Source organism: Agromyces sp. NPDC056389, assembly GCF_042262385.1.
Classification (GTDB): Bacteria; Actinomycetota; Actinomycetes; order Actinomycetales; family Microbacteriaceae; genus Agromyces.
Window position 1 is genome coordinate 363,060 of record NZ_JBHJPN010000003.1, and the last position, 23,914, is coordinate 386,973.

23 protein-coding genes are annotated in these 23,914 nt (G+C 70.6%); 12 read left to right on the forward strand and 11 right to left on the reverse strand.

The features are described from left to right. The first annotated feature begins 1 nt into the window (after position 1). The 5 genes from ACFCVM_RS17760 (at position 2) to ACFCVM_RS17780 (ending at position 6,364) form a co-directional block, all read left to right on the forward strand. Positions 2 to 1,051 (forward strand): ABC transporter permease, encoded by a 1,050-nt coding sequence (locus ACFCVM_RS17760; RefSeq protein ID WP_375838055.1) that lies wholly within the window; start codon positions 2 to 4, stop codon positions 1,049 to 1,051. After that, a complete protein-coding gene (locus tag ACFCVM_RS17765) occupies positions 1,051 to 1,929 on the forward strand; it encodes an ABC transporter permease (protein WP_375838056.1) in 879 nt (292 codons plus the stop codon). Before ACFCVM_RS17760 ends, ACFCVM_RS17765 begins: the two co-directional genes overlap by 1 nt. Then, positions 1,926 to 3,599 carry an ATP-binding cassette domain-containing protein gene (locus tag ACFCVM_RS17770; protein ID WP_375838057.1) on the forward strand — a complete coding sequence of 558 codons (1,674 nt, stop codon included), beginning with the start codon at positions 1,926 to 1,928 and terminating at the stop codon, positions 3,597 to 3,599. The genes ACFCVM_RS17765 and ACFCVM_RS17770 overlap by 4 nt, the downstream gene beginning before the upstream one ends. A gap of 105 nt (positions 3,600 to 3,704) precedes the next feature. Next, the gene (locus ACFCVM_RS17775) at positions 3,705 to 5,045 is read left to right on the forward strand and encodes an O-acetylhomoserine aminocarboxypropyltransferase/cysteine synthase family protein (RefSeq protein ID WP_375838058.1); all 1,341 of its coding nucleotides are present in this window, start codon (positions 3,705 to 3,707) and stop codon (positions 5,043 to 5,045) included. Beyond that, entirely contained in the window at positions 5,042 to 6,364 is a 1,323-nt protein-coding gene (locus ACFCVM_RS17780; protein ID WP_375838059.1) for an LLM class flavin-dependent oxidoreductase, read from the forward strand. Before ACFCVM_RS17775 ends, ACFCVM_RS17780 begins: the two co-directional genes overlap by 4 nt. Positions 6,365 to 6,458: 94 nt before the next feature. On the opposite strand, the gene msuE is transcribed toward ACFCVM_RS17780, so the two are convergent. From msuE to ACFCVM_RS17800, 4 genes are all read right to left on the reverse strand, one after another. Beyond that, entirely contained in the window at positions 6,459 to 7,046 is a 588-nt protein-coding gene (gene msuE / locus ACFCVM_RS17785) for an FMN reductase (protein ID WP_375838060.1), read from the reverse strand. 156 nt (positions 7,047 to 7,202) lie between these two features. Then, positions 7,203 to 8,300 (reverse strand): DNA glycosylase AlkZ-like family protein, encoded by a 1,098-nt coding sequence (locus ACFCVM_RS17790; RefSeq protein WP_375838061.1) that lies wholly within the window; start codon positions 8,298 to 8,300, stop codon positions 7,203 to 7,205. 32 nt (positions 8,301 to 8,332) lie between these two features. Continuing rightward, complete coding sequence (locus ACFCVM_RS17795) at positions 8,333 to 9,688, reverse strand: FAD-binding oxidoreductase (RefSeq protein WP_375838062.1); 1,356 nt, start codon at positions 9,686 to 9,688, stop codon at positions 8,333 to 8,335. 46 nt (positions 9,689 to 9,734) lie between these two features. After that, entirely contained in the window at positions 9,735 to 10,292 is a 558-nt protein-coding gene (locus tag ACFCVM_RS17800; protein ID WP_375838063.1) for a TetR/AcrR family transcriptional regulator, read from the reverse strand. Positions 10,293 to 10,411: 119 nt separating this feature from the next. Here ACFCVM_RS17800 and ACFCVM_RS17805 point away from each other — a divergent pair, with 119 nt between their 5' ends. Beyond that, on the forward strand, positions 10,412 to 13,015 hold the full coding sequence (locus tag ACFCVM_RS17805; RefSeq protein ID WP_375838064.1) for an MMPL family transporter: 2,604 nt from the start codon (positions 10,412 to 10,414) through the stop codon (positions 13,013 to 13,015). Here the strand turns inward: ACFCVM_RS17805 and ACFCVM_RS17810 are convergent. Both ACFCVM_RS17810 and ACFCVM_RS17815 read right to left on the reverse strand, forming a co-directional pair. Continuing rightward, on the reverse strand, positions 12,993 to 13,568 hold the full coding sequence (locus tag ACFCVM_RS17810) for a GNAT family N-acetyltransferase (protein ID WP_375838065.1): 576 nt from the start codon (positions 13,566 to 13,568) through the stop codon (positions 12,993 to 12,995). The two genes, ACFCVM_RS17805 and ACFCVM_RS17810, sit on opposite strands and share 23 nt — an antisense overlap. A 76-nt stretch (positions 13,569 to 13,644) precedes the next feature. After that, entirely contained in the window at positions 13,645 to 14,157 is a 513-nt protein-coding gene (locus tag ACFCVM_RS17815) for a GNAT family N-acetyltransferase (RefSeq protein ID WP_375838066.1), read from the reverse strand. A 117-nt stretch (positions 14,158 to 14,274) separates the two neighbouring features. Between ACFCVM_RS17815 and ACFCVM_RS17820 the strand changes: the two genes are divergently transcribed. The 3 genes from ACFCVM_RS17820 to ACFCVM_RS17830 are packed head-to-tail and all read left to right on the forward strand — an operon-like array spanning position 14,275 to position 15,897. Continuing rightward, entirely contained in the window at positions 14,275 to 14,673 is a 399-nt protein-coding gene (locus tag ACFCVM_RS17820) for an ArsR/SmtB family transcription factor (protein WP_375838067.1), read from the forward strand. Further along, positions 14,670 to 15,116 (forward strand): SRPBCC domain-containing protein, encoded by a 447-nt coding sequence (locus ACFCVM_RS17825; RefSeq protein ID WP_375838068.1) that lies wholly within the window; start codon positions 14,670 to 14,672, stop codon positions 15,114 to 15,116. Before ACFCVM_RS17820 ends, ACFCVM_RS17825 begins: the two co-directional genes overlap by 4 nt. After that, complete coding sequence (locus tag ACFCVM_RS17830; RefSeq protein ID WP_375838069.1) at positions 15,103 to 15,897, forward strand: SDR family NAD(P)-dependent oxidoreductase; 795 nt, start codon at positions 15,103 to 15,105, stop codon at positions 15,895 to 15,897. The genes ACFCVM_RS17825 and ACFCVM_RS17830 overlap by 14 nt, the downstream gene beginning before the upstream one ends. Before the next feature lie 12 nt (positions 15,898 to 15,909). On the opposite strand, the gene ACFCVM_RS17835 is transcribed toward ACFCVM_RS17830, so the two are convergent. From ACFCVM_RS17835 to ACFCVM_RS17850, 4 genes are all read right to left on the reverse strand, one after another. Then, positions 15,910 to 16,785 (reverse strand): lysostaphin resistance A-like protein, encoded by an 876-nt coding sequence (locus ACFCVM_RS17835; RefSeq protein ID WP_375838070.1) that lies wholly within the window; start codon positions 16,783 to 16,785, stop codon positions 15,910 to 15,912. A 110-nt stretch (positions 16,786 to 16,895) separates the two neighbouring features. After that, positions 16,896 to 17,267 carry a hypothetical protein gene (locus ACFCVM_RS17840; protein ID WP_375838071.1) on the reverse strand — a complete coding sequence of 124 codons (372 nt, stop codon included), beginning with the start codon at positions 17,265 to 17,267 and terminating at the stop codon, positions 16,896 to 16,898. 9 nt (positions 17,268 to 17,276) lie between these two features. Continuing rightward, positions 17,277 to 17,723 carry a DUF4345 domain-containing protein gene (locus ACFCVM_RS17845; RefSeq protein ID WP_375838072.1) on the reverse strand — a complete coding sequence of 149 codons (447 nt, stop codon included), beginning with the start codon at positions 17,721 to 17,723 and terminating at the stop codon, positions 17,277 to 17,279. Continuing rightward, complete coding sequence (locus ACFCVM_RS17850) at positions 17,720 to 18,538, reverse strand: SDR family oxidoreductase (protein ID WP_375838073.1); 819 nt, start codon at positions 18,536 to 18,538, stop codon at positions 17,720 to 17,722. Before ACFCVM_RS17850 ends, ACFCVM_RS17845 begins: the two co-directional genes overlap by 4 nt. Positions 18,539 to 18,678: 140 nt before the next feature. Here ACFCVM_RS17850 and ACFCVM_RS17855 point away from each other — a divergent pair, with 140 nt between their 5' ends. Next, positions 18,679 to 19,671: a cupin domain-containing protein gene (locus ACFCVM_RS17855; protein ID WP_375838074.1), complete on the forward strand. Its 993-nt coding sequence runs from the start codon at positions 18,679 to 18,681 to the stop codon at positions 19,669 to 19,671. Between the two features lie 3 nt (positions 19,672 to 19,674). Here the strand turns inward: ACFCVM_RS17855 and ACFCVM_RS17860 are convergent, their stop codons facing one another. Beyond that, positions 19,675 to 20,373 carry a TetR/AcrR family transcriptional regulator gene (locus tag ACFCVM_RS17860; protein WP_375838075.1) on the reverse strand — a complete coding sequence of 233 codons (699 nt, stop codon included), beginning with the start codon at positions 20,371 to 20,373 and terminating at the stop codon, positions 19,675 to 19,677. 189 nt (positions 20,374 to 20,562) lie between these two features. Between ACFCVM_RS17860 and ACFCVM_RS17865 the strand changes: the two genes are divergently transcribed. Together ACFCVM_RS17865 and ACFCVM_RS17870 are read left to right on the forward strand one after the other, a co-directional pair. Next, on the forward strand, positions 20,563 to 22,221 hold the full coding sequence (locus tag ACFCVM_RS17865; protein ID WP_375838076.1) for an amidohydrolase: 1,659 nt from the start codon (positions 20,563 to 20,565) through the stop codon (positions 22,219 to 22,221). A 15-nt stretch (positions 22,222 to 22,236) separates the two neighbouring features. Then, positions 22,237 to 23,895, forward strand: coding sequence for an ABC transporter substrate-binding protein (locus ACFCVM_RS17870; RefSeq protein WP_375838077.1), 1,659 nt, complete (start codon positions 22,237 to 22,239; stop codon positions 23,893 to 23,895). Positions 23,896 to 23,914: the final 19 nt, after the last annotated feature.

Here is a 23,914-nt window from a genome sequence, read left to right on the forward strand (position 1 = left end):
CATGACCACGACCTCCGGTCCGCGCACCGACCCCGACTCCGCCACTGGGCGGTCGCCGTGGCGCGGGCCGGAGTCCGTGGCTGCTCGGCGGAACGGCATCCCCTCCCTGATCGGGCGACGCCTGATCCAGATCCCGGCGGTGCTGCTCGCCGTCTCGCTGCTCGTCTTCTGGCTCGTGCAGGTGGTGCCCGGGGACCCCGGACGCAACGCGCTCGGACCGTACGCCACGGCCGAGCAGGTGCAGCTCTGGAATGCCCGGCACGGCGTCGACGGCTCGCTGCCCGAACGCTATCTCGGTTGGCTCGCGGGGTTCGCGACCGGTCAGTGGGGAGACAGCCTCGTCTACTCGCAGCCCGTGGTCGAACTCATCCTGCCCCGGCTCGTGAATTCGATGCTCCTCGGAGCGCTCGCGTTCGCCCTGCTCGTGCCGGCCGCGCTCGCCCTCGGCGGCCTGCAGGCCTACCGCGAGGGCACGCGCACCGATCGGGCGCTCACGACGGCGCTGATGTCGCTCGCCGCCGTGCCGGAGTTCGTCATCGGCGTGCTGCTCCTCATCCTCTTCTCCGTCGTGCTCGCATGGGTCCCGGTGCAGTCGGCAGCAGATGCGGGCGCCGATCCGCTGCTCCGTCTGCGGGCCATGATCCTGCCGGCCGTGACCCTCGCCGTCGGCTACCTCGCGGTCATCGCGCGCATGGTGCGCACCGGGGTCATCGAGACACTCGGGGCCCAGTACCACCGCACCGCGGTGCTGAAGGGCCTCACGCGCGGGCAGGTGCTGCGTCGCCATGTGGCGAGGAACGCCCTCATCCCGACGATCTCGTTGCTCGGCATCTACCTCGGCACCCTCCTCGGCGGCAGTGCGATCGTCGAGACGCTCTTCGGCTATCCGGGTCTCGGCGCACTGCTCGTGACGGCGACCGAGAAGAAGGACGTCCTCCTCCTCGAAGCGGGGGTCATGGTCACCGGTGCGGTCTCGCTCATCGCGCTGCTCGTCACCGACCTGGCATTCGTCATCGTCGACCCCCGTATCCGGTTCGAGAAGGCCGAGTGATGGCGACCGCACCCCTGACCGCACCCGTGCAGCCACCTGCACCTGCTCATGCACCCGATCGCATGCGCACCGGCGCTGCGCTGCGCCTGCTGCGCCGACCGACGTTCGTGGCGAGCGTCGCGGTCGTGGTCTTCTGGATCGTCGCCGCCGTCGGGTGGCGCTGGTTCGGCCTCGACCCGTTCGCCGACACGGGCCAGCGACTCGCCGCACCGACCGCGGGTCATCCGTTCGGCACCGACCGCATCGGACGCGACGTGTTCGCGCGCGTCATGGCCGGCGCCGAACCGGCGCTCGCCGTCGGGCCGGCGGGCACCGTGCTGGCCACGGTGCTCGGCAGCACGCTCGGCCTCATCGCCGGATACTTCCGCGGCTGGACCGACACGCTGCTCATGCGCGTGTTCGACGTGTTCCTCGCGCTGCCGGCCCTCATCTTCCTGCTCGTGATCGTCGGCGCTTTCGGCAGCAGCCCCGCCGTGCTCGCGTTCGCCGTCGGGCTGCTGTTCGCCCCGGGCATCGCCCGCATCGTCCGCGCAGGCACCCTCGCCGAGATGGGCAGGCCCTACGTGGCGAGCGCTCGGCTGCAACGGGAATCGCACGTGCGCATCATCCTCACCGAGCTCGTGCCGAACCTGCTGCCGCTCATCGTCGTGCAGGCGACGCTGAGCCTCGGGTCGGCGATCTTCATCTCCTCGTCGCTCTCCTTCCTCGGCCTCGCCGCCGCACCGCCGTCGCCCGACTGGGGCCTCGCGATCAACGAGAACCGCAGCTACCTGCAGGGCGCCTGGTGGACCATCGTGTTCCCCGCATTCGCGATCGCGAGCCTCGTGATCGCCGTCAACCTGATCGCCGACCACCTGAAGGAGGTGTTCCGCCGATGACCCGCGCACTCGTGCACGTCGACGGACTCGAGGTGCGATTCGCCGGCCCCCGACACGATCGCAGGGTCGTCGACGACGTGGGCTTCGAGATCGGCCCGCACGAATCGTTCGGGCTCGTGGGGGAGTCGGGCTCGGGCAAGAGCACCATCGCACTCGCGCTCACCGGGCACCTTCCGGTATCGGCCTCGATCTCCGCCCGTCGGCTCAGGGTCGCGGGCAGCGAGGTGCTCGACCTCGACGCCGCGGCCCTGCGCAGCTATCGCGCGACTCGTGTCAGCGTCGTGTACCAGGAGCCGGGGCTCGCCTTGAACCCGACCACGCCCGTCGGCGAGCAGGTCGCCGAGGTCTTGCGCATCGGCGGCGCCCGCCGCGGCCTCGCGCGGCGTGCAGCCGTCGACGCGCTCGCCGAGGCGAGCCTCGCCGACCCCGTGCGCATCGCCCGCAGCTACCCGCACGAGCTCTCGGGCGGCCAGCAGCAGCGCGTCGTCATCGCGATGGCACTCGCCGTCAGGCCCGAGCTGCTGATCCTCGACGAGCCGACGACCGGGCTCGACAGCAACGTCGAGGCCGAGATCCTCGAACTCGTCGACCGCCTCCAGCGCGAGCTCGGGTTCGCGACTCTCCTGATCAGTCACGACCTTCCGCTCGTCGCGGCGCACTGCGATCGCGTCGGGGTGCTCCGCGAGGGGCGGCTCGTCGAGACGACGACGGCCGACGCGCTCGTCACGGCGCCGCGCCACCCGTACTCGAAGGCGCTGATCGCGGCCGTGCCCGATTTCGATCGCCCGACGCGTGCGGTCTCCGATCGCCAGGGGCCCGTCGCGCCGGGTCGTGCGACGGTCTCGGTGACCGATCGCCCGAGGCGCGAGGCGACGCACGCTTCGGAACCCGGTGGCCCGCTCCTCACGGCCGAGGGCGTCGGCAAGCGATACGGGGCACGCGTCGCGCTCGAGGGCATCGACCTGACGATCGGCCGGGGCGAGGTCCTCGGCGTCGTGGGGGAGTCGGGCAGCGGGAAGAGCACGCTCGGCCGCGCGATCGCCGGCCTGACCCGGTTCGACGGGCGCATCGACCTGCACGCGGGCAAAGCCGGCGCGCCCGTGCAGATGGTCTTCCAGCACCCCGACGGGTCGCTGAACCCGCGCCGCTCGGTGCGCCAGACGCTGAGCCGATCGATCAGGCTCCTCGCCGGCGAGACGGATGCATCGACGCTCGCCGAATCCGTCGGCCTGCCGCGCGATGCGCTCGACAGGCTGCCGCACGAGCTCTCGGGCGGGCAGAAGCAGCGCGTGGCGATCGCGAGGGCGTTCGCCGGCCCGGTGCCGCTCGTCGTGTGCGACGAGCCGACGTCCGCGCTCGACGTGTCGGTGCAGGCGCGCATCCTCGACCTGTTCGTCGAGCTGCAGGAACGCACGGGCGTCTCCTACCTGTTCATCTCGCACGATCTCGCGGTGGTCCGGCAACTCGCCGATTCCGTCGCGGTGCTCCGCCACGGGCGGCTCGTCGACCACGGCAGCGCCTCGCACATCTTCTCGGGCGGAGGCCACGAGTACACGGCGTCACTCGTCGACGCCGCGCGACGCCTGCGCCATCGACGTCGCGGTGCAGCGGCATCGGCGCGGGGGCCGGGCGGACCGCCGCAGGTGCCCGTCGAGACCTCCGTCGCCTGACCGTTCATGACCCGTCGTGACGGCCGGTGACGGCCGGTGACAGCCGGTGACGGCGAGCGTCGAAGCACGATTCCGTATCCGATCCAGCTGAATGAGGATGATCCCATGCCATACCCCGCACCCCACGATGAGACGGGTTTCGCGACCCGGCAGGTCCACGCCGGCGAGCACGCCGACACCACCTTCGGGGCGCGCATCACGCCCATCTACCTGAGTGCCGGGTTCCGCTTCGACGACTTCGCCCAGGCGCGCGATCGGTTCAGCGGCGACGACCAGGGATTCGTGTACACGCGTGCCGGCAATCCGACGAACGCCGCCCTCGAGCGCAAGCTCGCCGAGATCGAGCGCGGCCGCGACGCCGTGGTGGTCGCGAGCGGACAGGCGGCGTTGACCGTCGCCGTGCTCGCCGTCGCCAGGGCCGGCGACCACGTGCTGTCGGCGCAGAGCATCTACTCGGGCACACGCAGCCTCTTCACCCAGGGATTCGGTCGGTTCGGCATCGAGGTCGAGTTCGTCGACGACGCCCGAGACCTCGAGGAGTGGCGCCGGCGCATCCGGCCGAACACCCGCGCGGTCTATGCCGAGTCCATCGCGAATCCCACGAACGACGTCGTCGACCTCGATGGCCTCGCGAGCGTCGCCCAGGCCGCCGGCGTGCCGTTCATCGTCGACAACACACTCGCGACGCCCTATCTCATGCGGCCCATCGAGCACGGCGCCGACATCGTGGTGCACTCGGCGAGCAAGTTCCTCTCGGGCCATGGCGCAGCGCTCGGCGGGGTGATCGTCGACGCCGGCACCTTCGACTGGTCGGCGGATCCCGCTTCGTTCCCGCACCTCAATGAGCCGGACACGGGCCTGCAGGGCGCCAGCTACCTCGAGGCCCACGGCACCGGCGCGTACACAGCCTACGTCCGCGGAGTGACCGCTGCGCTCCTCGGCCCGGTGCTCTCGCCGTTCAACGCGTTCCTCATCCAGCAGGGCATCGAGACGCTGTCGCTGCGGGTGCAACGCCAATCGGCCAGCGCCGCCGCGATCGCCGCGTGGCTGGAGGACCAGCCCGAGGTGCTGACGGTGAACTACGCGGGCCTCGCCTCGAGCTCATCGCACGATCTCGCGCGCCGCTATCTTCCGCGAGGGCAGGGCGCGGTGCTCTCGTTCGTGCTCGCGGGCGGCGAGGCATCCGCTCAGCGCTTCTTCGACCGGGTCGAGCTGTTCAGCCGCATGAGCCACATCGGCGACACGCGTTCGCTGATCCTGCATCCTGCGACGACGACGCACGCGCACCTCGACGCCGAGACCCGGGCGAAGGGGCGCATCTCCGCGGGCCTGCTGCGCCTCTCGATCGGGCTCGAGGAGCCTGACGACCTCATCCGCGACCTCGAACGCGGCCTCGCGCCGCTCCGGACCGCGTATTCCGCTGTGCACGAAAGGACCATCCCATGACCCGCCCCCAGCATTTCGGCTGGTTCTTCTCCCGCGGCTTCGGGCCGCAGGGGTGGGGCCACCCCTCCTACGAGTGGAACTACCGCTGGACGGAGCCGCAGCTCTACCAGCAGTCGGTGCGCGAGCTCGAGCAGGCCGGCCTCGACCTCGTCATCATCGAAGACGCGCTGTCGATCGGCACGCCCGAGACGATCGACCTTCGGGTCCGGCAGGCCTACGGTGGCCCGAAGCACGATCCGGTCGCCCTCACGCCGTACCTCCTCGCCGCGACCTCGAAGATCGGAGTCGTCCCGACGGTGAACGCCGGCGGTCACCCGCCCTACCTCGCGGCGCGCCACTTCGCATCGCTGCACCACCTGAGCGGCCACCGGGTCGGCATCAACGTGGTCACCGACGTCGGCAGCACCCGCCACTTCCAGGTGCCGACCGTCACGCACGACGAGGCGTACGACCGGGCGAGCGAGTGGCTGACCGCCGTGCGCGGGCTCTGGCACAGCTGGGAGGACGGTGCGCTCATCGAGGATGCCGCGACCGGCCGGTTCGCCGACGGGTCGAAGATCCCGCCGTGGCGGTTCGAGGGCGAGTACTTCGATGTGACCGGGCCGCTCAACGCGCTCCCGTTCACCGACGGCGACCCGGCGATCGTCTCGCCGGGCGGCTCGCCGAAGGGTCTCGCCTTCGCGGGCACCCATTCCGATGTGCAGCTCGCCTACGCGCCGCTCGACCTCGATGTCGTGCGCGCGTACCGCCGGAAGATCATCGACGCGGCGCTCGCACACGGCCGCGCCGCGAACGCGGTGAAGACGCTCTTCGTCTTCAAGCCCGAGATCGTCTCGAGCGACGAGGAGGTCGACCGCGTCGTGCGGGCGTCGCTCGATCCGAGCGACGCCGTGATCGCCGCCATCCTCGAGGGCCAGTCGAGCGACCTCGAGACCGACCTCTCGACGCAGCCGCTCGACCGGCCCCTCGACACCTCGATCTTCGGCGAGCACGTCTCGCAGGGCACCATCAAGGGGCTCCTGGGCAAGACGGCGCCGTCGTTCGCAGATGCCACGCTGCGCGAGCTGCTCGTGGCGAAGGCCCGCAAGGGGCGCATCAGCGATCACGCCGGATTCGTGGGAACAGCCGATCAGGTCGCCGACTTCATCGAGGAGTTCGGCGAGGAGGCCGACAACGACGGCTTCATCTTCTCGGGCGATCTGCACCCGGTCACCGTGCACCGCTACCTCGACGAGCTCGTGCCCATCCTGCGCCGCCGCGGGGTGCTCCGCAACGAGTACGGCGGCGGGGGCATACAGGGAAACCTGCACGACTTCTGAGTCGTCCGCCGCCGGGCCGATGCGCGCCGGCGGCTCGAAGGATGCCGCTGCGCCGATGCCCGCCCGATACGTCGAGCGGGCATCGGCGCAGTCGTCACCACGTCGCGACGTACTCCGAGACGGAATCGGGCAGGCTGCTGCGCACGATGGGCACGCCGCGCTGCACCGCTTGATCGATCCGTGCACGAAGCGCGTCGGAGGCGACGCGGTAGTCGACGAAGTCGGCGTCGCTCGCGTAGACCCCGATCGGCAGGGTGAGCGCCTGGAAGAAGGAGAAGAGCGGCCGGAACTGGTGCTCGAGGATGAGGGCGTGCCGGTCGCTGCCGCCCGTTGCGGCGAGCTGCACGGGCTTGTCGATGAGCGCGTACTGGCCGACGAAGTCGAAGACGTGCTTGAACAGGCCGGTGAAGCTCGCGCGATACACCGGACTGGCCACGATCAGCAGTGTCGCCGATTCGATGCGGCGGATCGCCTCGTCGGCGACCGGGCTGAGCTCGTCGCGGGTGAGCGCGCCAGAGAACTCGCGCCCGATCTCGCTGAGCTCGATGAGGTGCGTCTCGACCGGCACGTGGCCGTCGAGCGCGGCCGTGAAGGCGTCGAGGATCTCTTGGGTCAGCACCGTGGTCTTCGACGGCGCGTGCAGGCTGCCGGAGACGGCAACGATCGAAACTGGAGCGGTCATGCAACGACGGTAAGGACCTCGGCCTCCATCCACGACCCCTCCTGACCCATGGGGTAAGACGGCGCAACGCGGCGCCACATCGAAGATCCCCGGGCATGACTGTCGCCGCCGATCGGTGCTTCGACCGACGACTTGAGCTCGTCGCAGGCTGATCGATCAGGCCGCGACGACCTCGAGCGCAAGCCATTCGGCGAGGCTCGCGACCTCGTCGTCGACGGCGCGGCGGATGTCGCGGCTGAACGGCACGTCTTCATGCACCGCGTGCACCGTGAGCGTGCCGGTCTTGCGGTCGCCCTTCGCGTCGAGCTTGCCGACGAGACGATCGCCGTGCAGGATCGGCAGCGCGAAGTAGCCCCAGCGGCGCTTCGCGGCCGGCTTGTACATCTCGAGCACGTACTCGAAGTCGAAGAGCTGCTGGGCGCGAACACGGTCGTAGGTGAGCCGGTCGAACGGCGAGAGCAGCGCGGTTCGACCGGTGAACGGCTGGCCGAGTGCCTCGGGGTCGACCCGCCACACGCCCGGGACGCCGTCGACGACGGCGGGTTCGCCGGCCTGGCCGACGTCGACCGGTTCGAGCGGCATCTTCGTCGACTTCTCGCGGGCGATGCCGAGCGCCGCCAGACGACGCTCGTTGCGTCGTCGCAGTGCGTCGTCGGCCGGGATGATCGGAGCCGCGAGCAGCTCGGCGGGGTAGACCCGGTCGGCAGGTGCCCAGAGCCGCTCGCGCCCCCGTCTGGCGGCGATCGCGACCTCGCCGCGCAGCGTGAGGAGCTCGAGCATCCGACCGACGTTCTGATTGTGGGTCCACCCGCTCGACTGCCACGCCACCACGCTCGTGTCGGGGAGATCGCGGGAGAGCAGCGGCTGTGGGGATTCGGAGAGACGACTCAGGATGTCCCGGCGGAACGATTCGTTCTGTTCGAGCCACTCCACCGACCGCTGCCACGTCGGCCAGGCCGCCATGTCGGCACGGTGCAGCGCGAGGTCTTCGATCGGGCGGATGAGGGCGTCGACCTCGAAGAGCGTGCGGTCGTCCTCGAGTGCGCGCACGAGGGCGTCGGGCCGGTAGGCAGCGCCGAGGCGGCTCCACGCGACGAGATCGGCGTTCGGTGCGATCGCCGCGGTCGGGTCGACCTGCAGCAGTGTGAGCCGCCGCACGACGTCGAGCAGCCCGGTGGGTCGTGAGGCGTCGAGCAGCTGCGCGCGAATCGCGATGCGTCGCGCCTCGGTGCGATCGAGGCGGTGCGGCTCCATGCGCTCACCCGTTCGTCGCTCGGCAGCACCCATCAACCGAGGGGGCGGTTGCTGCGGATGACGCCGCCGGGGTCGACGCGCTGCTTCACGGCGGCGAGGCGGTCGAGCACGTCGCGATCGTAGGCGTCGGCGAGCGTCGCCCCCGAGCTGAGGAAGGTGGGCAGCGTCGCGCCACCCGGATACCTCGCGGCGAGGTCGCGCATCGGCGCGAAGGCGGTGTCGACGTCGAGCGAGGGATCGAACAGCAGCACGCCGCAGCTCATCAGGGCATCGGCCTGCGTCGCCCCGACCGCGGCGAACTCTGCGCCGAGCTCGTCGGCGATCGCGCCGCCCATCGCGCGGATGCTGCAGCGCATGAGGCCACGCGCGGCGCCGCGCACGAACGCGTCGACGAAATCGTGCGCGAAGGCGTCGTCGAGCCCATCGAGGGCCACACCGTAGTCGGCCGACGGCATCGGGTCGACGGGCTCCGCGGCGACGGCGGCGAGCGAGCCGATCGTGAAGCTCGTGAGCGTGTCGGAGATGGGTTCGGCGACGGCGACGATGCGATCGGCGAACGCGCGGCCGGTCGCCTCGTCGCCGACGTGCACCAGCGCGACCGTCGCCACCGTTCGGCCGCGCAGGTGGGGCGGCGCCTGCGGTGCGTCGGGGAAGTGCATCATGCCGACGTCGAGCCCGAGCTCGGGCTCGTCGCGAGCGAGCTCGAAGGCGGCGGTGACGACCGCCTCTGCGACCTCGGCGGGGAACATCAGGCCGCCGCCGAAGATCGCGTCGCCGGGATAGAGGGCGAGCTCGATCTCGGTGACGATGCCGAACAACCCGCCGCCACCGCGGAGGGCCCACATGAGCTCGGCGTCGTCGGCGTCGCTCACGCGGTGCACCGTGCCTGCTGCATCGACGAGCTCGACCGAGATGATCGATCGGGCGGTGATGCCGTAGCGGCGGCTGAACATCGACTGACCGCCGGCGATGGCGAGCGCGACGACGTTGACCTCGGGGTTGGAGCCCGCGAGCGCCACGAGCCCGGTGCCGTCGAGGCGTTCGAGCGCGCGGCCCCAGTTGACGCCGGCGCCGGCGCGCAGCACCCTGGCCTGCTCGTCGACGGCGAGCATGTCGAAACGGGTGGGCCGGACGAGCACGACGCCGCTCAGGTCGCCGTTCGCACCGTGGCCATTCGGCTGCACGGTGACGCCGAGGCCGGTCGCGGCCGCGGTGCGGAGGATCGCCTGCAGGTCGGCGACATCCGCCGGCTCCGCGATCGCCGCGGGGCGCTGGTCGACGCTGAGGTTCCATGGGGTCCGCGCCGTCTCGTAGGCGTCGTCGTCGGGAAGCACGAGCGTACCGGTGAGTTCGGAGCGAAGCGCGAGGAGTTCGGATGCGGAGGTCATCGCAGTCCTTTCGTCGGGGTCAACCTAGCGGAGACCGCCGACGGCGTCACGCCCAGTCGGCTCCCGGGCCGAGCAGCGCACGCCAGATCCATGCGGCGCCGACCTCGACCGGCGGGCGCGGATCGCGCATGAGCCAGGCCTCGACGACGCCGAGCGCGGAGCCCGTGATTCCCGCCGCGATGATGTCGAGCGGCAGCCCGTCATACGCCTCGGAGGCCGCCGAGACGAAACCCGCGCGCACGATCGCGTCGATGCGGGCGCGCAGTCGGGCGAGCACGGCGGCCGAGCCGGTCGGTCCGAAGACGGAGCGGTAGAGCTCGGCGTGATCGTCGACATGGCGGAGGAAGACGACGAGCGCCTGCGGCGGACCGCTCGGCGGCTCGTAGCTGCTCGGCAGGGTCGCGGCCGCGGCCTCCGCGGCCGCGTCGAGGGCGTCGGCCAGCAGCGTCTCCTTGTCGGAGTAGTGCTGGTAGAAGCTGCTGCGATTCACGCCGGCCCGCGTCGCGATCTCGGCGACGGTCACCTCGTCGAGCGGTCGTTCGCGGGCGAGCTCGAGCAGGGCGTCCTGCAGGCGCCGCCGCGTTCGCTCCACCCTGACGTCCATAGTGGGATTCTGTCAGTTCAGGATGCCGCCTCGCGGTGAGATCTCCGACAGATGTCGGTTATCCTCGAGTTGGCTCGATGAAGCGCCGACCTGTCACCTCACGAAGGGCGCCTCGGCTCATGGCTGAACTCCTGTACCGCATCGGTCGATTCTCCGTACGGCGAGCATGGCTCGTGCTCGTCGGATGGCTCGGCGTGCTCGCGCTCGCCGGCGGCGCCTTCCTCGCCTTCGGAGGCACCCTCACGCAGAGCATGAGCATCCCCGGCACCGAGACCGAGCGTGTCACCGAGCAGCTCGATGCCCGGCTCGACGGGCTCGGCGGCGCGACCGGCACCGTCGTCTTCCAGACCGACGACGGCGAGGCGCTGAGCGACGCGCAGCGCGAGGAGATCTCCGCGCTGCTCGCCGACATCGCCGACATCGACGGCGTCTCGGGCGTCGTGGACCCGTTCGCCGCGGCATCCGCTCGCGACGACCAGGCCGCGCAGCTCGCCGACGGCACCGCGCAGATCGACGCGGGTCGCGCCGAGCTCGAGGCGGGGGAGACCCAGCTCGATGCCGCGCGCACCCAGCTCGAAGCGGGGCAGGCGCAGCTCGACGCGGCGATCGAGCAGGCGAAGGCCGCGGGAGCGTACGAGCAGGCCGCAGCCCAGTTCGACGCGCAGCAGGCGCAGCTCGACGCGGGCGCCGCGGAGCTCGAAGCCCAGCAGGCGCAGCTCGACGCCGGCGCAGCGAAGCTCGACGCCTCGGCCGCAGAACTCGAGGACGGCACGCGGCTGATGGACGCCGCCGCCGAGATCCGCACGGTCTCCACCGACGAGAGCACCGCGATCGGCGCCGTCATGTTCGAGGACGACCTCTTCTCGTTGCCGAGCGAGCTCAAGGCCGAGGTCGCCGGCGAGCTCGACGGCGCCGACATCGACGGCGTGAACGTCGACTACTCCTCGGAGATCGCCGCGTCGATCGACGGGCTCATCGGCATCGGCGAGATCGTCGGCGTGCTGATCGCGGCCCTCGTGCTCATCATCGTGTTCCGCGCGCTCCTGCCGGCGACCCTGCCGATCGTCTCGTCGTTCATCGGCGTGGGCATCGGTGTCGCCGGGTCGCTCGCCTTCTCGGGCGTCGTCGACATGTCGTCGGTGACGCCCGTGCTCGGCGTCATGCTCGGCCTCGCGGTCGGCATCGACTACGCACTCTTCATCATCAACCGGCACCGACGGCAGGTGCTCGCCGGCATGGAGCTGCACGAGTCGATCGGGCTCGCCAACGGCACCGCGGGCAACGCCGTCGTCTTCGCCGGCTCGACCGTGCTCGTCGCACTGCTCGCGCTGAACATCACCGGCATTCCGTTCCTCGGCGTCATGGGCACCGTCGGTGCCGTCTGCGTGCTCATCGCCGTGCTCATCGCGGTCACGCTCACCCCGGCGCTCCTCGGACTGATCGGCGTGCGCGTGCTCTCGAAGCGCGCCCGGGCCGAGATCGGCCACGAGTCGCACGCCGCGCCGAAGCTCGTCGCCATGCCGACCTGGCGGGCGATCGTGACCGCGGTCGTCTCGATCGTGGTGCTCCTCGTCATCGCCATCCCGGCGCTCTCGATGCGACTCGGCCTGCCCGACGGGGCATCCGAATCGCCCGATGCCACGACCTACCAGGCCTACACCGCGGTCTCCGATGCGTTCGGAGCCGGCCAGAACGGGCCGCTGCTCGTGACCGCGACGCTGCCCGAGGGCGTCGCCGAAGACGAGGTCGTGGCGACGCAGGCCGATCTCGCCGAGTGGCTCATGGGCGTCGACGACGTCGTCGCGGTCGCGCCGGCGGGCGTCTCCGACGAGCGCGACTTCTTCGCCTTCCAGGTGGTGCCGAGCGACGGGCCGTCGAGCGAGTCGACCGAGGCGCTCGTGCACGAGCTGCGCGGCCAGTCGCCGATCGACGGCGATGAGGCATCCGCCGCGGGCCTCGACGGCGTCGAGCTCGGCGTCGCGGGTGGAGCGAGCGGCAACATCGACATCTCTGCGAAGCTCGCCGGGGTGCTGCCGCTCTACCTCGCGGTCGTCGTGGGGCTCTCGCTCATCATCCTGATCCTCGTGTTCCGCTCGATCCTCGTGCCGCTCATCGCGACCGCCGGCTTCGTGCTCTCGCTGTTCGCGGCGTTCGGCGCCACGGTCGCGATCTTCCAGTGGGGATGGTTCGGCGAGGTCTTCGGCGTGCACAACCCGGGGCCCGTGCTGAACTTCGCGCCGATCATCGTCATGGGCGTGCTCTTCGGCCTCGCGATGGACTACCAGCTGTTCCTCGTGTCGGGCATGCGCGAGGCCTACGTGCACGGCACACCCGCGCGACTCGCGGTCGTCGCGGGCCTGCGCGGAGGGCGCGCCGTGGTCACGGCGGCGGCGATCATCATGGCGGCGGTCTTCGGCGGCTTCGTCTTCTCGCACCTGACGATGGTGCGCCCGCTCGGCTTCGGCCTCGCGATCGGCGTGCTGTTCGACGCGTTCGTCGTGCGCATGCTGCTGACGCCCGCGATCATGCACCTGCTCGGCCCGGCCGCCTGGTGGCTGCCGAAGTGGCTCGACCGGCTGCTGCCCGATGTCGACGTCGAGGGCGCAGCGCTCGAGCGGAGCCACCCGGTGCACGGCGAGGCGGCGACCGGTGAGGCGGCGACGGCGGATGCCTCGACCGACGAGGCCGGCTCGGCCGACGTCAGCGCAGGTCGAGGCGCATGAGCACCCTCGGGAACCCGCCCACGACGGACTCGGTGTCGGCCGCCTTCGTGAAGCCGGCTCGCTCGAACAGTGCTCGGGTGCCGACGTAGGCCATGGTCAGGTCGACCTTCTCACCCTGGTTGTCGACGGGGTAGCCCTCGATCGCCGGAGCGCCGTGCTCGCGGGCGAAGTCGACCGCACCGGCGAGCAGGTGATGGCTGATGCCGCTCTTGCGGTGCCCGGGCCGCACGCGGATGCACCATACCGACCAGACATCGAGCTCGTCGACGTGCGGGATCTTGCGGTTCTTCGCGAAGCTCGTGTCGGCGCGGGGATGCACCGCCGCCCAGCCGACGACCTCGTCGCCGTCGTACGCGAGCACGCCGGGCGGCGGGTCGAGTGCGCAGAGCTCGCGCACGCGCTCGGCTCGCTCGGGCCCGCGCAGCGCGACGTTCTCCTTCGACGAGAGCAGCCGGTAGCTCAGGCAGAAGCACACGTTCGACGCGGGGTTCTTCGGCCCGACGACCGCAGCCACGTCATCGAACTCGGTCGCGGGGCGCACCTCGATCGGCATGACTCCAGACTGCCAGACACCGCGGACACGGTCGGCGGTCGGCGGTCACCGGTGTCGTCACGTGCGATCGCCGCGCTCACCGCAGCTCGAGCACGCTCCAGACGATCTCGCCCCGGTCGTCGGTCGTCGAGTGGTCGCGTCGGAAGCCGAGCTTCTCGAGCACACGGAACGACGGCGTGTTCCACGTTCGCACGGTCGACCAGAGCCGCTCGCGGCCGGTCGCGCGCGCCGCGGCGACGACGGCGACCGCCGCCTCCGTGGCGTATCCCATGCCGTGCGCGCTCCGCAGCAGCTCGTACGCGATCTCGGGCTCGTCGATGGTCGAGCGGCCGACGACGAGCCCGCAGTATCCGAGGAACCCGCCGTCACCGGCGCCCTCGTCATGGCGACGGAGCGTCAGCAGGTGGATGCCGCGCCCCGGCGCGCTCTCGCGTGCACCGCGGATCTCCTCCCTCGCCTCGGCGAGGGTCGGCATCGCATCGCCCCGCTCGCCGACGAGCAGTCGGTACCCCGCGGCATCCGGCTCCTCCCAGAGTCGAAGCGTCAGGCGCTCGGTGCGCAGGTCGAAGGGCATCGGTTCGTACGGCATCGATTCACCCTGTCATCGGCACGCGACGCGGGCAACCCTTCGGCCGCCGTGGGGAGGAGGCGGTCACTCCGAGCGCAGCCCTTGACGCGCGCAGGCAGCGGGCATATATTCACCCGCATGGGTGAATATCAGCTCGATACCGTGCTCGCCGCGGTCGCCGATCCCACGAGGCGTGCGATCCTCGATCGCCTCCTCGTCTCCGACGCGCGCGTCACCGAACTCGCGAGCGCCTTCCCGATCTCGCTGAACTCCACGAGCAAGCACATCAAGGTGCTGGAACGCGCCGAGCTCGTGCAGCGGCACGTGCGCGGCCGCGACCACGTGCTGTCGCTCCGCGCCGAGGCGCTCGGGGATGCGGTCGCGTGGATGACGCAGTACCGCGACTTCTGGGAGCAGCGCCTCGCGGCACTCGAGGCATTCGTGCTCGCCGACGACCTCGAGACCGACGACGGGGCGGATGCCGCGCGGGCACCGACCTCTTCCGGCGGCGCCGCCGCGGGCGGAGCAGGGCGATGACGGCCGTCGTCACGGTCAGCCGGCGCATCGCGGCATCCGCCGACCGTCTCTTCGACGCCTGGCTCGACCCGAAGAGCCTCGCCGTGTGGATGCGCCGCGACGGCAGTGCGCCGTCGGGTGCGGTCGCCGACCGCCGGGTCGGCGGGGCGTTCGCGATCACCATGAACGACCCGGGCGGCTCCTTCGTGCACGCCGGCAACTACACCGTGATCGACCGGCCGCACCGGCTCGAGTTCACGTGGCGCTCGATCGCCACGCACCAGGTCGACTCGCTCGTGCGCGTCACCTTCACGCCCGACGGCGACGCGACCGTCGTGGAGGTGCGCCACGAGCGCCTGCCCGACGCGGAGGCCGTGCAGCGGCACACCGAGGGGTGGACGGAGATCATCGACCGGTTCGCCCGAACGCTCGCAGAGAACGGAGAAGCACATGCTGCTCGATGACAAGGTGGCCGTGATCCACGGCGGGGGCGGTTCCATCGGAGCGGCGACCGCGCGGGTCTTCGCACGAGAGGGTGCCCGGCTGTTCCTCGCCGGGCGCAGCCTGCCACGGCTCGAAGCGGCGGCGGCCGAGGCGCGCGAGCTCGGGGCATCCGTCGACATCGCCGTCGTCGACGCGATGGACCAGGCCGCCGTCGACCGGCACGTCGACGAGGTCGCGGATGCCGCGGGGCGCATCGACATCGCCCTGAACGCCGTGGGCTTCGACCACGTGCAGGGCCTGCCGATCGCCGAGACCTCGCTCACCGACTACCTGCACCCGATCACCGGCTACCTGCAGACGAACTTCGTCACGGCGAAGGCGGTCTCGCGGCCGATGCTCGCGCAGGGCGGCGGCGTGATCCTCACGATCTCGACGCCCGGCGCGCGCCTCTCGGGCCGGGGCCTCATCGGCAACGCCGCGCAGAGCGCCGGGCTCGAGGGCTTCTCGCGGGCGCTCGCGGGCGAGCTCGGCCCCGCCGGCGTGCGGGTCGTCTGCGTGCGCCCCCACGCGATGGCCGACGCCTACGACACCTCGTACACCGGGGAGATGTTCGGCCGCATCGCGGCGGCGGGAGGCATCGGCCGCGACGAGTGGCTCGAGGGCCTCGCCGGCACGACGCTGCTCGGCCGGTTGCCGTCGCTCGCAGAGGTCGCGGAGTACCTCGCGTTCGCGGCATCCGATCGGGCGCGCTCGATGACCGGCGTGATCTCGAACCTCACGGCCGGGGCGCTCGTCGACTGAGCGACGAGCGCCTCAGGCCCGAGGCGGGCTGTCGAGAACGGGCGCCGCGGTCAGCCCCGGCACCTCGGTGTTCGCTCGGCCGCGGATGAAGATGAGCGAGATGAGGGCGAAGGCCGCCATCAGCAGCGTCGCCGGCGTCACGAAGGCGAGGAGCGGGCTCTGCGCGCCGGCTGCGGCCGTGTCGATGCCGCCCGTGGCGAGGAACGTCGTCGGGTCGGTGATCGCGTGCAGGAGGATCGGCCAGATCAGGTTTCCCGTGACGCGGAGCGTCAGGTACATCATGATGCCGAACGCGAAGGTGTAGCCCATGGTCGTGAGCACCGTGACGATCGGCTGACCCGAGAGCAGGTTGCTCGAGTGCAGCACGGCGAAGATGAGCGACGAGAGCACGGCGACGACCCATTCGTTGTACCCGTGCTTGCGCAGCAGCGTCACGGCGAGTCCGCGCGTGAGGAGCTCTTCGGAGAGTCCGACGAAGATGCCGACGAGGAAGGTCACGGCGATCACGCCGCCGCTGTACTGGCTGTAGTCGGTGCCGAAGAGTCGGAGCAGCACGGGGATGAGCACGATCGCCGGCGCGATCCACATCCACCAGCTGCCGCGCACGGGCTGCCGGGTGAAGAGCGGCTTCGGGAGCCAGCCGAGCGACCACGAGAACGCGAGCAGGATGACCGAGCCGATGATGACCGGCAGGCCGACCGCGAGGAAGACGCTGAGCGCGTCGCCGAACAGGTTCCCGAAGTCGATCGCGTCGCGGCCGACGTTGTCGACGAGCCACCCGATGCCGAGGTAGACCGCCAGGTAGGCGACGGCGAGCCCGGCGGCTTTCCACCAGCCGCCGCGGTTCCAGAACGCCTGCCAGCGGGAGTCGGATGCGTGGTCGGTCATTGGTGTTCTCCTCGCGGGGCAAGTGCGGCGTGTGTGCGCTCGTCGAAACGCTATCGCCCCCCTCCGGTCGGGAGGCGCAGCGACGCCGTGTCGACACGGCGTCGCTGCGCCTACCCGAGGGCGATGAGCAGGCTCAGCACGGCGAGCACCGTGACGACTGGGGTCATCGTGTACCGCTCGGGCTTGCTGCGCGAGATCGCGTTCGTCGCGATGCCGAGCACGAAGTAGCCGAACACGACCCACATGCCGACGGTCGAGACCACGTCGGAGACGACGTCGATCGCTCCCGCGCGATCGAGCGCGAGCGCCGCGATGACCGCGTAGATCACGATCGCGGCCGCGCTGCCGATGCGCAGCCGGGCGGGCAGCACCCGATGCTGCCCTCCCCACGCGAAGTGCCCGAATGGAGCCCCGAGCGCGAGCGCGAGCTGGAACAGCGCGAGCACGGCGAGGATCACGCAGAGGGCGATGGCGGCGGGCATGCGCCGAGCCTAACCACTTCCCCTCGAGGGAACAGGCGATGTTCGGCCGGGCGCATCGGTGGAGGCATCCCGCCGCTGGAGGAGCAGCACCGAGGCGCATCCGATGCCGAGAACGAGCTCGACCGCTCCCGCGACCGCGGTGGAGGTCGACGGGGCGCCGTCGACCGCCCATGACAGCAGGCGTCCGCCGGCATAGCCGAGCAGCACGACCGCGCCGATCGTCGCGCCCGCTGTCGTGAGGCGCGGTCGGAACGCGGAGGTCCCGACGACCGAGCCGAGCAGCAGGAGCGCGAACCCGGCGGCGCGGAGTTCGCTCATCAGCTGGACGTCCCCGTCGAGCGCGATGCCGTACTCGGCGTAGAACCAGGTGGTGGCGAAGCCCGCCCCCAGGCCGATGCCGACGAGCACGATGCCGGCCGCGAGGAGGACGAGCCGCGCCGACCAGCGAGGCGTCATGATCGCGCCTCGGCAGTTGCGGCGGCATCCTTCAGCACCGAACGCACCTCGCGCGGCGACCGGCCGATCGCCGCGGCCACGCCGTCCGTGGGGAGCACGTTGCGGCCGTCGAAGGTCTCACGGCACAGTTCGGTGAGCATCGTCGCGACGGCCTCGCCCTCCTCGGCGGCGACCGCGGCGTGGAAGTCGTCGAAGCCCATCGGCACGTAGGCGATCTCGCGTCCCGTGGTCTCGGACAGGATCGTCGCGACCTCGGCGAAGGTCAGCGATTCGGGTCCGGTCACCTCGTGCACGCGGCCCTCATGCCCCGTGCCCGTGAGTGCCTCGTGGGCGACGGCCGCCACGTCGTCGACATCGACGAACGGCTCCCGCACATCTCCGGCGGGAAGCGCCAGCACGCCGGTGAGGGCCGCGTCGCTCAGCATGCCCTCGGTGAAGTTCTGCGCGAACCAGCTCGCACGCACGATCGTCGCCGGCACCTTCGATGCGAGCAGGATGTCCTCGCAGCGCCGCGCACCGTCTTCTCCGCGACCCGAGAGCAGCACGATGCGCTGCACCCCGGCCTCGTCCGCGAGCTCGGCGAGACGGGTGATCGCGGCCTCGGAGCCCGGTGCCGCGAGGTCGGGGACGTACGCGGCATACAGTCGATCGACGCCCTGCAACGCCGCGGCCCAGTCCTCCGGGCGCTCCCAGTCGAACGCCGGACTCGTGCCGCGGGCGAGCCGGCGCACGGTGCGGCCTCCAGCTTCGAGGAGGTCGGCGACTCGGCGGCCGGTCTTGCCGGTGGCGCCGATGACGGCGAAGTTCGTAGTCATGATGGTGTCCTTTCGGTGGAGTGCTGATGCATCCAGCTTCGATGCCTCGCTCCGGACGCACAATCACTCAGACGCCGAATCATTGTGCCGATCGTCCAGAAGTCAGGATCCTCGGCAGACCGGCATGGCACGCTGGATGCATGGTCAACCCGCGCCACCCGGTCACCGGCGATTCGCTGGGCGACGGTCTGCAACTGCTCCGATTCACCGGCGCCCTCTACTGCCGCGCCGAGCTCACGGCACCGTGGGGTGTGGGGTTCCCCGAGCTCGCAGGATTCATGATGCTTCCGGTCGTGCTCGCGGGCCGATGCGTGCTCGAGATCGACGGTGAGCAGCATGAGCTCGAAGCGGGCAGTGCAGCGCTCATCACTCGCGGAGCGTCGCATCGACTGCTCAGCGCGGCGGATGCACCGAGCACGCCGCTGTTCGACATCCCCGTCGAGCAGGTGAGCGACACCTACGAGCACATGCGCATCGGCGGCGGGGGTGATCGCACCCTGATCGCGTACGCCGCGATGCAGGTCGACGGTCCGCTCTCCGCTCGAATGATCGAGGAGCTCCCGGCCCTCATCCGGGTCGACTCCTGGGATGACGGCGAGGCGGGGGCGTTCCAGACCGTGCTGCGCCTGCTCGCGCGGGAGGCGGAGAGCATCCAGCCGGGCGGTGAGGCGGTCATGACGAGCCTCGCCGACGTGCTCGTCGTGCAGGTGCTGCGCTCGTGGCTGCGCAACTCCGCTCCATCGGCCACCGGATGGCTCGCCGCCCTCCGCGACCCGCACGTCGGGCGCGCACTCGGCCGCATGCACGCCCGCATCGACCACGACTGGAGCCTGGTCGAGCTCGCCCGCGAGGCGAACATGTCACGGTCGGCATTCGCCGAGCGGTTCAGCGCCCTGCTGGGCGAACCTCCGATGCGCTACCTCGCAGGCTGGCGCCTCCAGCAGGCGTACGCGGAACTCACGGGCACGACCGACCCGATCGCGTCGATCTCGAGCCGGGTCGGCTACTCCTCGGAGGCCTCGTTCGGACGAGCGTTCAAGCGCCACCATGGTTCGACGCCGGGGGCGGTACGGCGCGAGGGGCCGAGATTCGGCATCGCATCGCTTCGCCCGGCGCCCGCCGCGCGGAGTTGAGGGCTACTCCGCGTTCCGCGCCACCGTCAGCTCGGCCGACTGGATGACGGCCTCGACACCGAGCAGGAAGAGCTCCTCGTCCTTCAGGTCGGCGAGCTCGCTGTTGAACGCGGTGATCAGGGGGAACCGGCGCGGGTCGGCGAGGATCGGGCCGTCGAACCACGGCCCGGGTTCTGGGCCGTCGCCGCGCTCGGCGCGTCCGCGTGCGATGCCGGCAGCGCTCGAGAGCACGTGCGAGGCGAGGAGCGCGTAGTGCCGCACGACGTCGTCGCCCGTGAGGCCTGCCTCGGCGAACGCCTCGAGCATGATCTCGATCGCCTCGAGCTCACCGGGTCCGTGAGTGGTGAGCACGATCGCCTCGGCGCCGATGGCCGGGTGGGCCGAGTACTGCGTCAACGTGGAGCGGGAGAGCTGCCGGAGCCGCTCGCGCCAGTCGGACTTCTCGGCGGTGACGGAGGACACGCTGCGCAGCGTCAGTTCGTCGAGGAGCGCCTCCATGAGTTGCTCCTTGCTGCGGAAGTGACGGTAGATCGCCGTCGGGTCGGCACCGAGTTGCGTGCCGAGCTCGCGAACGGAGATCGTCGTCGTCGCAGAGGTCGCGGCGAGTTCCAGGCCCGCGGCCACGATCGATTCGCGGTCGAGGCGAGCCCGGCCGGTCGACGCGCGCGCGGCACCGCCGCGGTTGGTACCTGTCGCTGTCAAATCGCCCTCTTCATCCTCGAAGTTCGAAGTCCATCGTGCCACGCTCCGGCCTCCGTTCGGACCTGAGCCGCGCTCGATGACGCCAGCATAACGAATGCGATCACAATGTTGTCAACACAGTTGACAGCGGTGCTGGAGCGTCGCTAACGTCACCTTCACCAACCCGTTCGACGAGGAAGCGAGGGCGACGTGTCCGCTGCCGATGTGCTGTTCACCGGAGCGGCCGTGTTCACAGGAACCGGCCAACCGATTCAGGGTCACGTCGTGGCCGTCACCGGCGATCGCATCACGGCGGTCGTTCCCGAGGCCGCCGCGCAGGCGCTCATCGGCGAGGGAACGCAGGTCATCCGACTCGACGGGGCACTGCTGAGCCCCGGCTTCCAGGACGCGCACGTGCACCCGATCGGAGCCGGCGTCGAGCTGCTCATGTGCAACCTCACCGAGTCGGAGAGCGCCGAAGAGGCCGTCGCGACGGTGAAGGCCTACGCCGACGCCAACCCCGACGAGGCGTGGATCCTCGGCGGCGGGTGGTCGATGGACCAGTACCCGGGCGGCGCGCCGGTGCGCGCCCTGCTCGACGCGGTCGTGCCCGACCGACCCGTGCTGCTCTCGAGCCGCGACCACCACAGCGCATGGGCGAACACCGCGGCGATCACGCTCGCCGGTCTCGACGCGTCGACCCCCGACCCGGTCGACGGTCGCATCGAGCGCGAGGCCGACGGCTTCCCGGCCGGCACCTTCCACGAGGGCGCCGAACACCTCTTCGAGAGCGTCCGACCCGTCCTCAGCGCCGACTTCGCCTACGCCGGCCTGCTGCGCGCACAGGACGAGCTCGTCGCGCTCGGCATCACCGGGTGGCAGGACGCCATGGTGGGCTCGCTCTCGGGCGTCGACGACATCGACGGCGTGTATCGCCGTGCCGTCGCCGAGGGCACGCTCCGCGTGCACGTGGTCGGCGCCCAGTGGTGGGAGCGCGACGGCGGCATCGAGCAGGCCGAGCAGATGGTCGCTCGTCGCGATGAGCTCGTCGAGGCCGGCACGATCGCTCACTACTCGCTCGGCACGACCAAGATCATGGTCGACGGGGTCGCTGAGAACCAGACTGCCGCGATGCTCACGCCCTACCGCGACAGCCACGGTCACGACACCGACAACAGCGGGCTCTCCTTCGTCGACCCCGCCTTCCTGAAGCAGGTCGTCACCGAGCTCGACGCCGCCGGCATGCAGGTGCACTTCCACGCCCTGGGCGACCGTGCCGTGCGCGAGGCGCTCGACGCGATCGAGGCGGCGCGCGCGGCCAACGGCCCGACCGACGGCCGGCACCACCTCGCGCACCTGCAGATCGTCGAGGAGTCCGAGACCGCGCGTTTCGCACCGCTCGACGCGATCGCGAACCTGCAAGCGCTCTGGGCGACTCACGAGGACCAGATCGACGAGCTGACCCTGCCGTTCCTCCAGGACGGCGCCGAGGCCCGCCAGTACCCGTTCGGCGACCTCGTCCGCAACGGTGCCCGCCTCGCGGCGGGCAGCGACTGGCCGGTGTCGAGCGCCGACCCGATGGACGCGATTCACATCGCCGTCAACCGCATCGCGCCCGGTCTCGACGCCGAACCCCTCGGCGGCGAGCACCAGCGCCTCGACCTCGCCACGGCGATGGCGGCGTACACCTCGGGCACCGCCTACGTGAACCACCGCGACCACGACACCGGCTACATCCGCGAGGGATATCTCGCGAACCTCGTCGTGCTCGAACCGAACCCCTTCAGCCTCCCCAAGGAGGAGATCCACCGCGCGACGGTGACCTCCACCTGGATCGAGGGCACGTCCGCCTTCACCCGCACTGCCTGACAACGAGGAGCCACCATGTCCCCAACACCTGCCATGCCATCGCGGCGGAGCCGACGTCGTGCAACGACGATCGTCGCCGCCGGACTCGGAGCCGCCCTGGCCATGACCGGCTGCAGCGCCGCCGAGCCCGAGAAGGCCCAGCCCGCCGAGTGGGAGTACACCACGCAGACCGATGCGCCGTCGGGCGACATCGACTCGTTCACGTGGGCGAACTACGCGGAGCCCTACTCGCTCGACTACGCGTACGCGTTCGACTACGCCGACAACATGGTGCTCGCGAACGTCTGCGAATCCCTGCTTCGACTGAACCCCGACTACACGCTCTCGCCGGGACTGGCCGAGTCCTTCTCGCAGCCGACGCCCGAGACCTGGGTCTATGAGATCCGCGACGGCGTCACCTTCCACGACGGCACGCCCCTCACCGCGGCCGATGTGGTCGCTTCGATGAGCCGACACCTCGACCCGGCCGTCGGCTCCTCGTGGTACACGAACTACCAGAACGTCGCCTCGATCGAGCAGACCGGTGACCGCCAGGTCACGGTCACGATGACCGGCCCCGATTCGCAGTTCAACCTCGGCATGGGCGGTTCCGCCGGTGTCATCGAGTCGGCCGCCACGCTCGCCGAGAAGGGCGCCGATTACGGCAACTCGACCGGCGGCGTGAACTGCACCGGTCCGTTCAGCTTCGGCGAGTGGAAGTCGGGCGAGTCCATCACCCTCGAGCGCTACGACGGCTACTGGGATCCCGAGCTCACGGCTCGCTCGGGTGAGGTGGAGTTCCTCTTCATGAACGACGCCAATGCGCGCACCAACGCCCTGAAGTCGGGCGAGGTCGACGGCGGTTGGATGATTCCCGCGGATGCGGTGCCGCAGCTCCGCGACTCCGACAAGGGCGACATGCTGTTCGGCCTGAACACCGCGGTCTCCAACCTCGTCATCTCGAATCTCGACGGCCCGCTCGGCGACGTGCGCGTGCGCCAGGCCCTGCTCATGGCCATCGACCGCCAGGGCATCATCGACGCAGCGCTCAAGGGCTACGGCACCCAGACCGATGTCTTCACGACCGAATCGGTCTGGGTCGGTGCCAGCGACACGGCGATGACGAGTGCGTTCACCGATGTCGACCAGTACCCCTACGACATCGAAGCCGCCAAGAAGCTCGTCGAAGAGGCAGGTGCAACGGGCGCCGAGCTCACGTACGTGACCGCGCCGCTCGGCAGCGACTTCAACGTCTACGCCCAGGCCACGGCGGCCGCCGCCGAGCAGATCGGGCTGAAGGTCACGATCGAGACGGTCACCCCCAACGCATACACCGCGCTGTTCTCCGACCCGAGCGCCCGTGAAGGCGTCGACCTCTTCTACACGGCGTGGTACCTCTCGAGCCCCGACCCGCTCGAGATGTACAGCGTGCTGCGCACCGGCGAGTTCAGCAACTACGGCGGATGGTCCGACCCGGAGTTCGATGCGATCGTCAACGAGGCCATCGCGATCGAAGACCCGGCGCAGCGCTCGGAGAAGACTGCGGAGGCGCAGCAGATCGCGAACGCCGAGCTCCCGTGGCTGCCGCTGTTCGAGGGACCCACGACCCTGTTCCTGGGCGAGCGCATCACCGGCGTGGCGCCCTCGGTCGCCTACCTGTACTACCCCTGGGCAGCAACCATTGGCGCACGCTAGCACCGGTGGGCCCAGCCCG

Bases quoted from the DNA above. Each gene is read 5' to 3' on its own strand.
- ACFCVM_RS17765 (WP_375838056.1), top strand. From the start codon at position 1,051: ATGGCGACCGCACCCCTGACCGCACCCGTGCAGCCACCTGCACCTGCT.
- msuE (WP_375838060.1), bottom strand. From the start codon at position 7,046: ATGACCGCTCCAGTTTCGATCGTTGCCGTCTCCGGCAGCCTGCACGCG.
- ACFCVM_RS17795 (WP_375838062.1), bottom strand. From the start codon at position 9,688: ATGACCTCCGCATCCGAACTCCTCGCGCTTCGCTCCGAACTCACCGGT.
- ACFCVM_RS17790 (WP_375838061.1), bottom strand. From the start codon at position 8,300: ATGGAGCCGCACCGCCTCGATCGCACCGAGGCGCGACGCATCGCGATT.
- ACFCVM_RS17760 (WP_375838055.1), top strand. From the start codon at position 2: ATGACCACGACCTCCGGTCCGCGCACCGACCCCGACTCCGCCACTGGG.
- ACFCVM_RS17810 (WP_375838065.1), bottom strand. From the start codon at position 13,568: ATGCCGATCGAGGTGCGCCCCGCGACCGAGTTCGATGACGTGGCTGCG.
- ACFCVM_RS17800 (WP_375838063.1), bottom strand. From the start codon at position 10,292: ATGGACGTCAGGGTGGAGCGAACGCGGCGGCGCCTGCAGGACGCCCTG.
- ACFCVM_RS17820 (WP_375838067.1), top strand. From the start codon at position 14,275: ATGGGTGAATATCAGCTCGATACCGTGCTCGCCGCGGTCGCCGATCCC.
- ACFCVM_RS17805 (WP_375838064.1), top strand. From the start codon at position 10,412: ATGGCTGAACTCCTGTACCGCATCGGTCGATTCTCCGTACGGCGAGCA.
- ACFCVM_RS17770 (WP_375838057.1), top strand. From the start codon at position 1,926: ATGACCCGCGCACTCGTGCACGTCGACGGACTCGAGGTGCGATTCGCC.
- ACFCVM_RS17835 (WP_375838070.1), bottom strand. From the start codon at position 16,785: ATGACCGACCACGCATCCGACTCCCGCTGGCAGGCGTTCTGGAACCGC.
- ACFCVM_RS17855 (WP_375838074.1), top strand. From the start codon at position 18,679: ATGGTCAACCCGCGCCACCCGGTCACCGGCGATTCGCTGGGCGACGGT.
- ACFCVM_RS17830 (WP_375838069.1), top strand. From the start codon at position 15,103: ATGCTGCTCGATGACAAGGTGGCCGTGATCCACGGCGGGGGCGGTTCC.
- ACFCVM_RS17775 (WP_375838058.1), top strand. From the start codon at position 3,705: ATGCCATACCCCGCACCCCACGATGAGACGGGTTTCGCGACCCGGCAG.
- ACFCVM_RS17870 (WP_375838077.1), top strand. From the start codon at position 22,237: ATGTCCCCAACACCTGCCATGCCATCGCGGCGGAGCCGACGTCGTGCA.
- ACFCVM_RS17780 (WP_375838059.1), top strand. From the start codon at position 5,042: ATGACCCGCCCCCAGCATTTCGGCTGGTTCTTCTCCCGCGGCTTCGGG.
- ACFCVM_RS17850 (WP_375838073.1), bottom strand. From the start codon at position 18,538: ATGACTACGAACTTCGCCGTCATCGGCGCCACCGGCAAGACCGGCCGC.
- ACFCVM_RS17825 (WP_375838068.1), top strand. From the start codon at position 14,670: ATGACGGCCGTCGTCACGGTCAGCCGGCGCATCGCGGCATCCGCCGAC.
- ACFCVM_RS17815 (WP_375838066.1), bottom strand. From the start codon at position 14,157: ATGCCGTACGAACCGATGCCCTTCGACCTGCGCACCGAGCGCCTGACG.
- ACFCVM_RS17845 (WP_375838072.1), bottom strand. From the start codon at position 17,723: ATGACGCCTCGCTGGTCGGCGCGGCTCGTCCTCCTCGCGGCCGGCATC.
- ACFCVM_RS17840 (WP_375838071.1), bottom strand. From the start codon at position 17,267: ATGCCCGCCGCCATCGCCCTCTGCGTGATCCTCGCCGTGCTCGCGCTG.